Consider the following 14,988-nt stretch of genomic DNA (forward strand, 5'->3'; position numbering starts at 1 on the left):
ACGTCATCATGATCCGGACACTGATGGACAATAGGCGGCGTGATTCGCATTCTTCTGGCTGAGGACCAGGCCGTCATCAGGGGCGCGCTCACGGCGCTGCTCGGCCTGGAGCCGGACCTGGAGGTGGTCGCCGCCGTCGAGTCCGGCGCGGCCGCCGTCGCCTCGGCCGCCGTGGAGCTGCCCGACGTGGCCGTCCTCGACATCGACATGCCGGGCGAGCTCGACGGCCTGGAGGCCGCCGCCCGGATCGGCGCCCGCGTCCCGTCGTGCCGGACGCTCATGCTCACCGGGCACGGCAAGCCCGCGCACCTCAAGCGGGCGCTGGCGGCGCGGGTGGGCGGGTTCATGCTGAAGACGGCGCCGCCCGAGGAGCTGGCGGAGGCGATCCGCGACGTGGCCGCGGGCAAGCGGGTGCTGGACCCCTCCCTGGCCGTCACCGCCTGGGACCTGGCCGACAACCCGCTCACGCCGCGCGAGGCCGACGTGCTCCGGCTCGTCGCGGACGGCCTGGACGCCCCTGACATCGCGGCCCGGCTGCACCTGACGGCCGGGACCGTACGGAACTACCTGACGGCCATCGTGACCAAGCTAAACGCGCGCAACCGCACCGACGCCGTCCGCCTGGCCACCGAGGCGGGCTGGATCTAGCGGCGCCGTCGCGTCGAGCACGAACCAGCCGTCCCGGGCGCCCGTCGTGAGCCGCCCGTCCAGCGCCGCCAGGCGGGTGGTGAGGTTGCCCAGCCCGGACGAGCCGCGCCGGGCCTCGCCGGCGCGGGCGCCGTCGTTGCGCACGGTCAGGCGCACCCGCCCGCCATCGGCGGACGTGCGGATCACGCAGTGGCGGGCGGCGCTGTGGCGCAGGACGTTCGTGACGGCCTCGCGCAGGACGGCGCTGAGCACGGTCTCCACCTCGGCCGGCAGCGGCGGGTGCGCCAGGTCGCAGGTCACCTCGACGCCCGCCGCCCGCAGGACGGACGCGGCCGAGCCCGCCTCGGCGGCGAGCGACAGGTCGAGCTGCCCGCCCGAGACCGAGCGCAGGTCGTGCCCGGCCCGTTCGGCCATCTCCAGGACCTCCGCCAGCTCCGCCCGCGCGGCCTCCGGCGGGAGGCGGCGGGCCAGCTCGCACTTCAGCAGGATCGCGGCCAGGTCGTGGCCCAGCAGGTCGTGCAGGTCGCGGGCGGCGCGCAGGCGCTCCTCGACGACGGCCGAGCGGGCCAGGCCCTCCCTGGCGGCCTGGAGCTCCTTCGCGATCCCGGCCAGCCGCAGCAGGCTGTAGATCACCAGGCCGGTGACGAGGTTGCTGACCGTGACGTTCGCCGCCGCGGCCAACGGCAGCTCGTACGACGCGGCGAGGGCGGCCGTGGCGGCCACGATCGCCGCGACCAGCGGCCAGGCCGTACGCGGGCGGAAGGCCAGCAGCACCGGGCCCGCCAGGAAACCGCCCACGCCCAGCCAGATCGGGCCGAACAGCGGGACCGGCGCGAACGCCAGCACCGCCATCACGCCCAGCGCCGCCATGTGACGGCCATGGACGGACCTGAGCTGCATGACCACGATGACGGCCAGCAGCACAGCGGCCGGCAGGAGGAGGCCCGGCGGGATCTGCAGCAGGGCCTTGAGGCTGAAGCCGACCAGCACGGCGGTCAGGATGAGCACGGACAGGTCGGCGCGCGGGCGCTCCTCCGGCCGGCGGCGCGGGGCGGGGAGCGTCGCCTCCACCGTGTGGCGGCCCTGGTCCGACAGGCCCGCTCCCAGCGTGCCGCCGGCCGCCCTGACCTGGGCGGCCAGCTCGCTCAGCGCGTCGTCCTCGGCGGTGCGGCGGCCGTCGTCGGTGATGCGCAGGGTGACCGTGCCGGCGCCTTCCTCGGTCTCGACCAGGCAGTGGCGGGCCGTGCCGCGGCGTACGACGTCGGTGACGGCCTCGCGCAGCACGGTCGCGAGCAGCGCCCCCGCCGGGCCCAGCGGCTCGGCGTGCCCGGCCCGCACCTCCACCCGCACGCCGGCGGCCTCCAGCATGCCCCTGGCCGTGGTCAGCTCGGGCGTCAGCGACATCGCGCGGTAACCGGCCGCGGCGGCCCGCGCGTCCGCCAGCGAGCGCCGCGCCGCACTGACCACCTCGCCCAGGTCCGTGGCCGGCGGCCGTCGCGCCGTGCTCACCGCCTCGCCCGGGCCGGTGGTCGTGGTGCCGTTCATGGCGCGCCGCACCCCGTCGATGATCGTGGCCAGGCCGCGCCCCAGGCCGTCGCTCAGCTCGGCCGCGATGCGCAGCCGCTCCTCGCCCACCGCCGCCGCGGCCAGCGCCTGCCGGGTGGCGTGCAGCTCGTCCACGCGCTCCACCAGCCGGATGAGCCCGAGCACGATCAACGTCATCAGCGCCGTCGTGATCGCCAGGTCGAGCGTCGAGGCGAGGCCGCCGCCCCGGGCGTACGCGATCACGACCGCGCTGAACACCACGGCGGGCGCCACCGCCCACAGCCGCGTCACCAGCAGCGACCCCGCCAGGAAGCCCAGCACGACCACGGAGGAGCCGGCCCCAGCGTCACCCAGAAGACCAGCACGGCCTGCGCGGCCAGCAGCCACCACGCCCTCGACCAGAGCGTGTAGAGGCACTGCACCGCGAACACCAGCACCGCCCCCGGCGCGCCGGCCAGCACGTACACGCCGGCCAGCGCGGCCAGCACCGCCACCACGATCATTCGCGCCACGAACACACGGGCAAGCCTAGGAGAACCCCCTCGGCAGCACCGTGACCGGGCAGGAGGACGCCCGCAGCACCTTCATGGCCAGCTCGCCGAGGAACACCCGGTGCGGCTGGGCGTCTTCACTGGCCGCGCACACCAGCAGCTCGCCCGGCAGCCACTCGACGCCGGCCAGCGCGGCCGTCACGTCGTGCCCCTCGGCCACCTCCGACTCCGCCTCGATGCCGGTCGTCTCCCACGCCAGCCGCACGGCCAGCGCCAGGTCGTCCCTCAGCTTGCCCTGGTCCTCCGTGCGCAGGTCGAGGGTGATCAGCCGCAGCGGCACACCCAGCCGCAGCGCCGCCTGCGCCACCTGCCCCACCGCCGCGTCACACTGCGGCCGATGAACGTAGGCCAGCGTGAGGCGGCCGGGCTCGGTGGGCGGCAGGTAGCCGGCCGGCGCCAGCATCACCGCCTCGGACGACAGGTGCAGCAGGTGGTCGGCGGCGGAGCCGATCGCGATGCGGCCGTGCTGCCCGCCGGCCGCCGAGCCGACCACGATCAGGTCGGCCCTGATCCGGCTCGCCAGCACCGACAGGCCGCGCCCCGTGCCCCGGCTCTCGTACGTGATGTACTCGGCGGGCACCGGCCCCAGCGCCTCGGCCGCGTGCGCCAGGTTGGCCTGCGCCTCGACCGCCAGCCCCGGGCTGCCCGGCGGGTAGATCGTGGCGATCGTCAGCTCCCCGCCGGTGACGCGGGTGATCGCGGCGCCGAGGGCGAGAGCGTCTCTCCCGCCCGCGTCGTTCGCGTATCCGACGATCACGTGCGCTCCGATCACGATTGCCCTCTTACCCGCTCTGAACTGGGAATACGCCGCCTTCTTCCGAACGTTTCAAACCTGTGGAGGCGCAAAGAAAGTGAAGATCACCCTTGATACCCGGTTCAACGGGTCGCTCGGTCCCATCACCCTTCGTGAAGCGGTTCAGCAGCTCCGCGAGCGCGACCTGGCCTGCACCGTCCCGGCGGACGCCGTCGAGCAGAAGGTGTCCGTCTTCTCCGACTGCGTGGAGCGCGGGTTCACGCCCCTGCGCAGCGAGATCATGGCCGCCTACTACATGGCGGAGCGCGACGCCACCACCGAGGCGTTCGACCGCGGGCTGATCACCCGCGCCGAGCTGGAGACGAAGCAGGCCGCGCTGGCCCGGCAGTTCCTTACCTAAGTAATAGGGCGGTTTCAGCCGATAGGCCGAGGCATTCGACGCGTTGAGTCCGTAAGGTCGTGTCCATTGGTCGTTCACGGATTGGACACGCGTGTACCAGGACATCGTCGGCTTCGCCCTTACCACGCCCGCATGGCTGCACACCTTCGCCGAGGTCGGCACCGACGCCGGGTTATTCCTCTTCGCGGCGCTGTTCGTGGTGGCCGCCGTGCGAGCGTGGCGGGCGCCGGCTCGTGACCTGGCCCTCGTGATCGCCGGGCCCGCCGGGATCGTGCTGGCGTACATCGTGAGCGAGGTCGTCAAGACCCTCGTCAGGGAGGACCGGCCGTGCCGGGGTGGCGTGGCGACGATCGCCGCCTGCCCGCCCCTGGACGACTGGTCCTTCCCCAGCAACCACTCGGTGATCGCGGCCGGCGCCGCCGCCACGCTCGTCCTGGCCTGGCGCGGCCTGGCCTGGGCGGTGTTCCCGCTGGCCGCCGTCATGGCGTTCTCACGGGTGTTCGTGGGCGTGCACTACCCGCACGACGTCGCCGCGGGCTTCCTGCTGGGCGCGGTGCTCGCGCCGCTGTTCACGCTGCTGCTGGTGGGCGCGGTCACCCCGGCGGTACGGCTGGTCCGCACCCGCCTGGCCGGCGAGGGCGCGGCCCACCTGCCCGCTTCGGGCTTCGGCCACCAGCCCGGCCCCGGCTTCGGCCACCAGCCCGGCCCCGGCTTCGGTCAGCAGCCCGGCCCTGGCTTCGGTCAGCAGCCGAACCTGGGCCTTGGTCAGGAGCCGAACCGCGGCTTCGGTCAGGAGCCGAACCGGTCGGTCGCCTCGATGAGCCGATCCAGGATGCCCGGCTCCGAGTAGGCGTGCCCGGCGTCGTCCACCACGTGGAACTCCGCCTCCGGCCACGCCTTGTGCAGATCCCACGCCGTCGCCATGGGCGTACAGGCGTCGTAGCGGCCCTGCACGATCACGGCCGGCAGGTGCCGGATCCGGTCGATATCCCTGAGCAACTGGTCGGCGGGCTCGAACCAGCCGCCGTGGCGGAAGTAGTGGTTCTCGATCCTGGCGAAGCAGACGGCGTGCTTGTCCTCGCCGAACTCCTCGACCAGCGCCGGGTCGGGCAGCAACGTCACCGTGCCGCCCTCCCACTGCGACCACGCCTTGGCCGCCGCCAGCCTGGCCTCGTCGTCCGGCCCCTCCAGCCTCCTGCCGAACGCTTCGATCAGGTCGCCCCGCTCCTCCTCGGGGATCGGGGCGACGTACCGCTCCCACAGGTCGGGGAACAGGTAGGACGCTCCCTCCTGGTAGAACCAGCGCAGCTCGTGGGGCCGCAGCAGGAAGATGCCGCGCAGCACGATCTCGCTCGTCCGGTCGGGATGCGTCTGCGCGTACGCCAGCGCCAGCGCGCTGCCCCACGACCCCCCGAACACCTGCCACCGCTCGATGCCCAGATGCTCGCGCAGCTTCTCCATGTCCGCCACCAGATGCCAGGTGGTGTTGGCGGTGAGATCGGTCGCCGGATCGGAGGCGTGCGGCAGACTCCGCCCGCAGTTGCGCTGATCGAACAGCACGATGCGATACCGCTCCGGATCCCACTGACGGCGGTGCTTGGCGCTGCACCCGCCCCCCGGGCCGCCGTGGATCATGACAGCGGGCTTGCCGCCGGGGTTGCCGCAGACCTCGTAGTAGATCTGGTTACCGTCACCGACGTCGAGCAGGCCGGAGTCGTACGGTTCGATGGGCGGATACAGGGTTCTCATACGCCCCGATCCTGCCGCATGCCGGCCCCTGCGTCGTCATACGTCGACTAAGACCACTGGTGCCGGCTGAGGAACCCGCGTTCGCCCGTCGCGTACTCGTTGAACGCCTGCCGCACCTCTTCCAGCTCCGCCACCATGGCCCTGACCAGGGCCCCTTCCTTGTACTCCAGCTCAAATCCAGGCGAAACCTGCAAGAAGTGCTGCCCGAAGTTCACCAGCGCCACGAACGGGTTCTGCGCCGACATCGTCCCCAGCACGTCGTGGATCAACCCAAGGTCAGGATCATGGACGACCATCCCGTCCCCGGTGTGCAGCTGCATCCCCTCGTACACCCCCAGCGGGGCCACGTTGTGCACGAGGTCGCGCTGGGGGTCGTAGCAGACCAGGCCGTGGGCGCGCGCGACCGTGAACACCTGGGCCGACAGCTCGTCCATCGTGTCGAGGTCCATCGAGACGAGCACGTGCCCGGGGTAGAGCGTGACCTCCCCGGGCAGCTCCTTGGCCACGTCGGGTGCGGTGCCGGTGCCGGGCGGGGTTCGCTTGACCGCCAGGTACGTCGCCCGTGCCTGGTCCCTGCTGATCGGCACCGGCTCGTCCCAGACCATCAACTCAACGCTCATCGGTCCATCTTGACGGACGGGCCGCGCGGTCGCGCGTCATGGCCTGGGTTTTTCCGAATCCGGCACCAGTTCCACCGTGCAGTGCGCGCACCGGCGGGCTTCGGTCGGGATGTCGGACAGGCATTCGGGGCACTGCTTGGTCGCGGCCGTCTTCTTCCGGTCGAGGAGGCTGATGAGCCGGGTCATCGGGGCCACGACCAGCCAGTAGACGATGGCCGAGATGATCAGGAAGGTGAGCAGGTGGTTGAGGAAGTCGCCGTACTTGAACTGGCTGCCGTTGATCGTGAAGGAGTACTCGGCGAAGTTCGGCTGGCGGCCGCCCGTCACCGCGCCGATCAGCGGGGTGATCAGGTCCGTCACGAACGCCTGGACGAGGCCGCTGAACGTGGCGCCGACGATCACGGCGACGGCCAGCTCGACGATGTTGCCACGGAGTAAGAACTGTTTGAAACCGCCCATGGAGTCGGCACATTGCCGTACAAGACGTTCCGAAACCGGTGACGTAAGGGATGCTGAGTGCGTGAGCCGCCTCCGATACCGCGCCGTCGGGGCGGCTCACCCCTTTTGACCTCGGAAGAAGCGAGCCGGAGTAATGACGCCCTCAGCGTGGGAAGGAACAGGGTGATCTAGCTGGGGCCCGGGGTTGTCCGGTGGAGCGGGGGAACGGAACATGGGGAGAGACCGCAAGGGAGCCTCGATGATCGAGATCTGGCCGGGAGACCCTTATCCGCTCGGGGCTACCTACGACGGGGCCGGCACCAACTTCTCGCTCTACACCGAGGTGGCCGATCAGGTCGAGCTGTGCTTGTTCGACGAGGACAACGTCGAGTCGCGGGTGCCGCTGAGCGAGGTCGACGGGTTCATCTGGCACGGCTACCTGCCGGGCATCGGGCCTGGTCAGCGCTACGGCTACCGCGTGCACGGGCCTTACGAGCCGGCGCACGGCCTGCGGTGCAACCCGAGCAAGCTGCTGCTCGACCCGTACGCCATGGCCATCGAGGGCGGCGTCAAGTGGAACGAGGCCGTCTACGGCTACCGGTTCGGCTCGCCCGACATCCGCAATGATCGCGACTCCGCTCCGTACGTGCCGCGTTCGGTGGTGATCAACCCGTTCTTCGGCTGGGGTCACGACCGGCCGCCCGCGACGCCGTACCACGACACCGTGATCTACGAGGCGCACGTGCGCGGGCTCACCATCAGCCACCCCAAGATCCCCAAGCACCTGCGCGGCACGTACGCGGCGCTCGGGCATCCCGAGATCCTCGACCACCTGACCAGGCTCGGCGTGACCGCGCTGGAGCTGATGCCGGTCCACCAGTTCGTCACCGACCACATCCTGGAGCAGCGCGGGCTGTCCAACTACTGGGGCTACAACTCGATCGGGTTCTTCGCGCCGCACAACCGCTACTCCAGCCAGGGGCAGCGCGGCGGGCAGGTGCTGGAGTTCAAGGCGATGGTGCGCTCGCTGCACGAAGCGGGCATCGAGGTCATTCTCGACGTCGTCTACAACCACACCGCCGAAGGCAACCATCTCGGGCCGACGCTGGGGTTCCGGGGGATCGACAACATCAACTACTACCGGCTGGTCGCCAACGACAAGCGGTACTACGTGGACACCACGGGCACCGGCAACAGCCTGCTCATGCGCTCGCCGCACGTCCTACAGATGATCATGGACTCGCTCCGCTACTGGGTCATCGAGATGCACGTCGACGGGTTCAGGTTCGACCTCGCCTCGACGCTCGCACGCGAGCTGCACGAGGTCGACCGGCTGAGCGCCTTCTTCGACCTCGTCCAGCAGGACCCGGTGCTGTCGCAGGTCAAGCTCATCGCCGAGCCATGGGACGTGGGGCCCGGCGGCTACCAGGTGGGCAACTTCCCGTCCCGCTGGACGGAATGGAACGGGCGATACCGCGACACCATCCGCGACCTGTGGCGCGGGCAGGCGGCCACCCTGCCCGAGTTCGGCTCCCGGTTCACCGGATCCAGCGACCTCTACAAGGACGACAGCCGCCGCCCCGCCGCCTCGATCAACTTCGTGACCTGCCACGACGGCTTCACCTTGCAGGACCTCGTCTCGTACAACCACAAACACAACGAGGCGAACAAGGAGGGCAACCGCGACGGCACCGACGACAACAGGTCCTGGAACTGCGGCGAGGAAGGCCCCGCCGGCATCGCCATCGAATCGCTGCGCGAGCAGCAGAAACGCAACTTCCTCACCACGCTGTTCCTGTCGCAGGGCGTGCCGATGCTCTCGCACGGCGACGAGCTCGGCCGCACCCAGCGCGGCAACAACAACGGCTACTGCCAGGACAACGAGCTGACCTGGGTCGACTGGTCGGACGTCCGCGAGAACTGGCTGCTGCTCGAATTCACCCAGAGCCTGGCCGAGCTGCGCAAGAAACACCCCGTCTTCCGCCGGCGCCGCTTCTTCTACGGCAAGCCGGTACGCGGGCTGCGCGACATCGCCTGGCTCACCCCGTCCGGAGAGGAGATGACCGACGGCGACTGGACGGTCGGCTACGCCAAGTCCCTGGCCGTCTTCCTCAACGGCGACGCCATCACCGAGCCCGACCGGCGCGGCCGCACGATCAGGGACGACTCGTTCCTGTTGCTGTTCAACGCCCACCACGACACGATCAAGTTCACGATCCCCAAGGACTATGGCGAGATGTGGCATACGGAGATCGACACGGCCATGCCGATCAGGCTGGACGCCCGGATGGTGAAGGCGGGCGACGCGATCGCCGTGCCGGGCCGCAGCATGCGGGTGCTGCGCCGTGTCTAGCCCCCCGACCCCGCCCGGGCCTCCGACGCCGTCCGGGCCCCTGATGCCGTCCGGGCCCCTGATGTTGTCCAGGCCCTTCTCCACCTACCGGGTGCAGCTCACCCCCGACTTCGGCTTCGCCCAGGTCGCCGAGATCGCCGGCTACCTGCGCGACCTCGGCGTCAGCCACGTCTACCTCTCGCCCATCCTCCAGGCCACGCCCGAGTCGCGGCACGGCTACGACGTCACCGACCACTCCAGGATCAGGGAGGAGTTCGGCGGCGCCACCGGCTTCAGGGAGATGGCGCAGCAGCTCGCCGCCCACGACCTCGGCATCGTCATCGACATCGTGCCAAACCACATGAACACCGTGAACGCGCAGTTCTGGTCCGTGCTCAAGGACGGGCCCGCCTCGCCGTACGCCTCCTGGTTCGACATCGAGTGGGTGGACGGCAAGGTCGCGCTGCCCGTCCTGGGCGACGACACCCCGCCCGTCGTGGACGGCGACGTGCTGCGCTACCACGAGCACGCCTTCCCCTATCCCGGCCACTACCGGCTCGTCGACTGGCGCCAAGGGCCCGGCTACCGGCGCTTCTTCGACGTGTCGACGCTGATCGGGCTGCGCGTCGAAGACCCGTCCGTGCTGTTCGCCACGCACGAGGTGATCTTCTGGCTGCTCGACGAGGGCCTCGTCGACGGGCTGCGCGTCGACCACCCCGACGGCCTCGCCGACCCGCGCGGCTACCTCGAACGCCTGCGCGCCCGCGCCGGCAGCGCCTGGACCGTCGTCGAGAAGATCCTCATCGGCCCCGAACGCCTGCCCGCCGACTGGGCCTGCGACGGCACCACCGGCTACGAGGTGCTCAACCGCGTCAACGGCCTCTTCGTCGACCCCGCCGGCAAGGAGCCGCTCATCCGGCTGTTCACCGAGCTGACCGGGCAGCCCGCCGACTACCGCCCCGTGATGGCCCAGGCCAAGCAGGACGTGCTCGACCTGTTCTTTGGCGCCGAGGTGGACCGGCTGGCCCGCGCCACCTCCTGCGACCCGGCCGCCGTCCGGGAGCTGCTCGCCGCCATGCCGGTCTACCGCGCGTACGTGGTGCCCGGCGAGCCCCCGCCGCCCGCGGCGGTCGAGACCGTCGAGCTGGCCGCCGCCTCCTGCTCACCCGCCGTCCGCCCGCTCGTCCACGAGGTCCTGTACGGCTCCGCCGAGTCGATCGTCCGCTTCCAGCAGACCTGCGGGCCCGTCATGGCCAAGGGCGTGGAGGACACCGCCCTCTACCGGTGGTTCCCCCTCTCCTGCCTGAACGAGGTCGGCGGCGAGCCCGACGTGTTCGGCATCTCGGTGCGGGAGTTCCACGAATTCTGCGCCTCGATGTCCCCCTACACCATGACCACCCTGTCCACCCACGACACCAAACGCTCCGAGGACGTCCGGGCCCGCCTGTCGGTGCTGTCGGAGCTGCCCGGCGAGTGGGCCGCGGCCGTCGCCGAATGGTCGGCGCAGGTCAGCTTCGACCCCCACCTCGACTACCTCGCCTGGCAGAACCTCATGGCCGCCTGGCCCATCTCCGCCGAACGCTTCACCGAATACCTGCTCAAAGCCGCCCGCGAAGCCAAGACCGCCATCTCCTGGGTCAACCCGGACCCCGACTACGAACGCCGCCTGCGCGCCTTCGCCGCAGCCGCCGTCCGCCTCCCCATCGGCGGCTTCACCGAACGCATCGACCGGTACGCGATGTCCAACTCCCTCGGAGCCAAGCTCGTGCAGCTCATGATGCCCGGGGTGCCGGACGTGTACCAAGGTAACGAGACCACCGACTTCTCCCTCGTCGACCCCGACAACCGGCGACCGATCACATACCCCCGCAAACCCGAAACCTCCTGGGACTCCGCCAAACTCCTCGTCACCACCCAGGCCCTGCGTTTGAGGCGGCGGCTGGGGGGCGCCGCCGCATATCTGCCTCTGTACGCGGACGGCCCCCAGGCCGACCACGTGATCGCCTTCGCCCGCACCACCCCCGACACCTCCACCCCCACCCCTCCTTGGCCCGCCACGTGGGCCTTCACCGAGGAGGAAGCCACCTGGGCCTCGGAGCAAGGCCCGGCCACCAACCCTGGGGCCCGCCCGGCCCGGGAGGCTGGCACCCCCTGGACTTCGGAGGCCGGCCCGGCCGCCGACCTTGGGGTTCGCCCGGCTCCGGAGGAGGGCGCCCCCTGGGCTCCAGAGCACGCTCCGGCCGTCGGCCCCGAGCCTCGCGCCGCCACCTTTGGCGACGCCAGCACCGCCGCGCACGGTGATGCCCGCGAGCGAGCGCGCACCCATGCCGCAGAGGGCACGCGGCCTGCCGATGCGTATCGGGTGCGGGCCGACGTGAGGTATGGCGCGCCGCCAACGGACGAGCACGGAGCCCGCCTCGATGGCGTGGGCGGCGTCCGGTCGGGTGGCGAGCACGGGACCCGGCCCGGTGGCGTGGGCGGCGCCTGGACGGACGACGTCCATGGCGTTCGGCCTGACGGCGAGCGCGCCGATGGGCCCGATGGTGAGGGCGGCGCCCGGTCCGACGGTGAACACAGCGCCCGGCCTGATGACCAGGGCGGCGATAGGCGCGGTGGTGAGCACGGGGCCCGGCTCGGTGGCGAGGGCGACGTGCCGCCAGACGACGTCCATAGCGTCCGGCCCGACGGCGAGCACGGCGGACCAGGTGGCGAGCACGCCGACCAACCCCGTAGCGCGTACGGCGCCCAGCCCGGTGGCGAGGGGGGCGTCCGGCCCGACGGCGTCCATGGCGTTTGGTCCGACGGCGAGCGTGCCGACCAGCCCCGTGGCGAGTACGGCGCCCAGCCCGATGGTGAGGGTGGTCGGCCTGACGGTGAGCGTGGGGGTCGGCCGAGCCCGGGCAGCGAGCGGGGGCTGTTGTCGAGGGGCAAGGTGGGGGCGTTGCTGAGGTTGGGGGGCGGCCGCGGGCGGTTGTGGTGGCGACGCGGTTGCCCGTGGGCCTGGCCGCCGCGGGTGGGTGGGGGCCACCACGTTGACCCTGCCCGCGGGCACTTGGCGGGATCTGCTCACGGGTGGCCTGTTCACCGGGCGGATCCCGCTCGCGCACCTGCTCGGTCAGTATCCGGTCTCACTCCTGGAGAGACATGATCTTTGAGGTCTGGGCACCGAAGGCCACGTCGGTCGAAGTGGACGTCCTGGGCGGGCGCCGGGCGATGTCGCCCCGGGAAGGGGGCTGGTGGTCGGCAGAGGTGGAGGGTGCCGAGCACGGCACCCGGTACGGCTTCGTGGTGGACGGCGACGGCCCGTACCCCGACCCCCGCACCCGCCGGCAGCCGGAGGGGATCTTCGGGCAGAGCGCGGTGTACGACCATGCCCGCTTCACCTGGTCCGACCACGACTGGAAGGGCCGCGACCTGCGCGGAGCGGTGATCTACGAGCTGCACATCGGGACGTTCACGCCGGAGGGCACGTTCGCGGCGGCCATCGAGAAGCTGCCGCACCTGGTGGAGCTCTGCGTCGACTTCGTGGAGATCATGCCGGTCGCGCCGGTGCCGGGCGGGCGCAACTGGGGTTACGACGGCGTGGACCTGTACGCGGTGAACGAGACGTACGGAGGGCCCGACGGGCTCAAGTCGCTCGTGGACGCCTGCCACCGGGCCGGGATCGGGGTCATCCTGGACGTGGTCTACAACCACCTCGGCCCGTCGGGGAACTTCCTGCGGCCCTTCGGCCCGTACTTCTCCGGCTTTGACGGCAGCTACTGGGGCGAAGCGGTCAACCTGGACGGGCCGGACTCCGACGAGGTGCGGCGCTACTTCATCGGCAACGCCCTGCAATGGCTGCGCGACTACCACATCGACGGCCTGCGCCTCGACGCCGTGCACGCGCTGCACGACAAGCGCGCCAAGCACTTGCTGGCCGAGCTGTCGGAGGAAGTGGACGCGCTGGCCTGCTCCGTCGGCCGCCCGCTGTCGCTGATCGCCGAGTCCGACCTCAACGACCCGCGCATGGTGCGTCCGCTCGACGCCGGCGGGCTCGGCATGACCGCGCAGTGGGACGACGACGTGCACCACGCCCTGCACTGCGCCGTCAGCGGCGAGAGCCACGGCTACTACCAGGACTTCGCCCACCTCCCCGCCCTTGCCAAGGTGCTCACGCACGGGGTCGTGCACGACGGCACCCGTTCCAGCTTCCGGGCCCGCACGCACGGCAGCTCGTACGCGGGCGTGCCCGGATACCGGCTCGTGGCCTGCCTGCAGAACCACGACCAGATCGGCAACCGGCCCGCCGGCGACCGGCTCCCCATGCCGGCGCTCAAACTCGGCGCCGGACTGCTCCTGACCTCGCCGTTCACCCCCATGCTGTTCATGGGCGAGGAGTGGGGGGCGCGTACGCCGTTCCTGTTCTTCTCCGATCATGTCGAGCCCGAGCTGCGCGACAGCGAAGGGGTGCGGAGGGAGCGGGAGTTCGACGGGTTCGGGTACGTGTGGGAGGCGCCGAATCCGTCGGACGAGGAGACGTTCCTCAAGTCGAAGCTCGACTGGGGCGAGGTGAAGGAGGAGGCGCACTGGTCGCTGCTGTGCTGGTACCGCGACCTGATCGCCCTGCGCAAGGCCCTGCCCGAGCTGTCGGACCCGCGGCTGGACCGGGTGCGGGTGGAGATGGATCCACTGGAGAAGTGGCTGCTGGTGTGGCGGGGGGAGTTGGCGGTGGCGGTCAACTTCTCCCAGGAGTCGGTGACGGTGCCGGTGTCGCCCGGCACGGTGCTGCTGGCCTCGGACGAGCCCGTGGCGACGGACGAGGAGGGGCTGCGGCTCCCCGCCCAATCCATGGTCATCTGCCGTCCCCCGTCTCCATGAGGTCCATGGCGATCTGTCGCGCGCCATCCGCGTGAAGTAGTCGCTTCCGGCCACAGTGAGGCGGCCGATGCCGGGCCACGGTGGGCTGGCTGGTTCCGGCTGATGAGATGGTCGGCCCCGGCGACGGTGGGGCGTGCCCTTCCCGCCACGGTGAGGGTGCCGTTTCCGCCACGGTGGGGCGTGCCCTCTCCGCCACGGTGAGGGTGCCGTTTCCCGCCACGGTGGGGCGTGGCGTCGCCACCGCGACGGGTCGTAGAGGTTGCCACCGCGACGGGACGGGGCATGCCGGGAGTCGCCGCGACGGGGCGTGGCGGTCGCCACCGCGAGGGGACATGGCCGGAGTCGCCGCGACAGGCCGTGGCGGTCGCCACCGCGACGGGGTATGCCCGGAGTCGCCGCGACGGGGCGGGCGGGGAGTCGCCGCGGTTGGGGGTGGGGGTGTGCCTTGCATGTGGGCGGGTGAGGGTGGCTCGGGGCGTCCATGGGAGGCGGGGCCCTGCTTGCGGTGTGGTGCTGCGGTGGGTGTGGTCGGCATGCGCGGTGGTTCCCGTTCGGTTGGGGGTGAGGGGTGGGGTGGGCCGTCGGTGCGGGGACGGCCCGGGTCATGCCGCCAGGACGCGGGCCGGATCCGGGGAGTGGAAGTCGATAGAGGTCAGGGTGGCGTGCTGGGAGACCTGCGTGGCGCAGAGCCAGTCGTTCAGGGAACCCGTGAAGCCTGAAGGTGGGCCGACCTTGAGGCAGGTGATCTGGCCGGTGCCGGGGGCCGGGCCCACCTTGAGGCGGCGGATGCTGCCGGTGCGACCCAGCTCGCCGGCGTCGGCGTCGTACGGGGTGAGGCGGACGCCGAAGGGGAGGCCGCCGTCGGGCTGGTCGGCGGGCTGGATGTGGAGGAAGTCGTCGATCTTGTGGGTGGTCGCCTCCGGGTGCCGGGCCAGGTAGGAGAGGTGGTCGGTCAGCAGGCGGCCGGCGACCGTGCGCAGGAGGTTGGTGGCGCACAGGTTGTGGGCGCAGGCGGCGCCGTCGAGGGTGATCTCGGGCAGGGCGAAGCGGCGCAGGCCCCGGGACGTGACCCGCAGGCAGTCGCACGCGCC

Annotated in this window: 12 protein-coding genes and 1 pseudogene; 6 read left to right on the forward strand and 7 right to left on the reverse strand. The window is 71.4% G+C overall.

Annotation, left to right across the window (positions count from 1 at the left end):
• Positions 1-39: 39 nt before the first annotated feature.
• A complete protein-coding gene (locus KIS93_RS41390; protein WP_080042551.1) occupies positions 40-648 on the forward strand; it encodes a response regulator transcription factor in 609 nt (202 codons plus the stop codon).
• On the opposite strand, the gene KIS93_RS41395 is transcribed toward KIS93_RS41390, so the two are convergent.
• Genes KIS93_RS41395 through KIS93_RS41400 form a run of 3 tightly spaced genes read right to left on the reverse strand, consistent with a single transcriptional unit; the run spans position 589 to position 3,516 of the window.
• Positions 589-2,520, reverse strand: a complete 1,932-nt coding sequence (locus KIS93_RS41395; RefSeq protein WP_222107740.1) for a sensor histidine kinase — start codon at positions 2,518-2,520, stop codon at positions 589-591. The two genes, KIS93_RS41390 and KIS93_RS41395, sit on opposite strands and share 60 nt — an antisense overlap.
• Positions 2,481-2,711, reverse strand: a complete 231-nt coding sequence (locus tag KIS93_RS63750) for a hypothetical protein (protein ID WP_222107741.1) — start codon at positions 2,709-2,711, stop codon at positions 2,481-2,483. The genes KIS93_RS41395 and KIS93_RS63750 overlap by 40 nt, the downstream gene beginning before the upstream one ends.
• Before the next feature lie 10 nt (positions 2,712-2,721).
• On the reverse strand, positions 2,722-3,516 hold the full coding sequence (locus KIS93_RS41400; RefSeq protein ID WP_230465550.1) for a universal stress protein: 795 nt from the start codon (positions 3,514-3,516) through the stop codon (positions 2,722-2,724).
• Between the two features lie 79 nt (positions 3,517-3,595).
• Between KIS93_RS41400 and KIS93_RS41405 the strand changes: the two genes are divergently transcribed.
• Both KIS93_RS41405 and KIS93_RS41410 read left to right on the forward strand, forming a co-directional pair.
• A complete protein-coding gene (locus KIS93_RS41405; protein WP_080042549.1) occupies positions 3,596-3,898 on the forward strand; it encodes a hypothetical protein in 303 nt (100 codons plus the stop codon).
• A gap of 91 nt (positions 3,899-3,989) precedes the next feature.
• Complete coding sequence (locus KIS93_RS41410) at positions 3,990-4,748, forward strand: phosphatase PAP2 family protein (protein WP_080042548.1); 759 nt, start codon at positions 3,990-3,992, stop codon at positions 4,746-4,748.
• Here the strand turns inward: KIS93_RS41410 and pip are convergent.
• The 3 genes from pip to mscL are packed head-to-tail and all read right to left on the reverse strand — an operon-like array spanning position 4,688 to position 6,726.
• The gene (pip, locus tag KIS93_RS41415) at positions 4,688-5,647 is read right to left on the reverse strand and encodes a prolyl aminopeptidase (protein ID WP_080042547.1); all 960 of its coding nucleotides are present in this window, start codon (positions 5,645-5,647) and stop codon (positions 4,688-4,690) included. The genes KIS93_RS41410 and pip overlap by 61 nt on opposite strands.
• A gap of 47 nt (positions 5,648-5,694) precedes the next feature.
• Entirely contained in the window at positions 5,695-6,267 is a 573-nt protein-coding gene (locus KIS93_RS41420; protein WP_230465549.1) for a hypothetical protein, read from the reverse strand.
• Positions 6,268-6,303: 36 nt separating this feature from the next.
• The gene (gene mscL, locus KIS93_RS41425; RefSeq protein ID WP_080042546.1) at positions 6,304-6,726 is read right to left on the reverse strand and encodes a large conductance mechanosensitive channel protein MscL; all 423 of its coding nucleotides are present in this window, start codon (positions 6,724-6,726) and stop codon (positions 6,304-6,306) included.
• Between the two features lie 238 nt (positions 6,727-6,964).
• On the opposite strand from mscL, the gene glgX reads away from it, so the two are divergent.
• The 3 genes from glgX (at position 6,965) to treZ (ending at position 13,897) form a co-directional block, all read left to right on the forward strand.
• The gene (glgX, locus tag KIS93_RS41430) at positions 6,965-9,058 is read left to right on the forward strand and encodes a glycogen debranching protein GlgX (RefSeq protein WP_080042545.1); all 2,094 of its coding nucleotides are present in this window, start codon (positions 6,965-6,967) and stop codon (positions 9,056-9,058) included.
• A 61-nt stretch (positions 9,059-9,119) separates the two neighbouring features.
• Positions 9,120-12,185: a malto-oligosyltrehalose synthase gene (gene treY / locus KIS93_RS66090; protein ID WP_246005411.1), complete on the forward strand. Its 3,066-nt coding sequence runs from the start codon at positions 9,120-9,122 to the stop codon at positions 12,183-12,185.
• On the forward strand, positions 12,182-13,897 hold the full coding sequence (gene treZ, locus KIS93_RS41440) for a malto-oligosyltrehalose trehalohydrolase (RefSeq protein ID WP_155128468.1): 1,716 nt from the start codon (positions 12,182-12,184) through the stop codon (positions 13,895-13,897). Before treY ends, treZ begins: the two co-directional genes overlap by 4 nt.
• A 602-nt stretch (positions 13,898-14,499) precedes the next feature.
• Here treZ and KIS93_RS41445 read toward each other — a convergent pair.
• Positions 14,500-14,988, reverse strand: a pseudogene (locus KIS93_RS41445) (hypothetical protein); the annotation flags it as partial.

Origin of the sequence: [Actinomadura] parvosata subsp. kistnae (genome assembly GCF_900323885.1) — a bacterium.
Classification (GTDB): Bacteria; Actinomycetota; Actinomycetes; order Streptosporangiales; family Streptosporangiaceae; genus Nonomuraea; species Nonomuraea composti.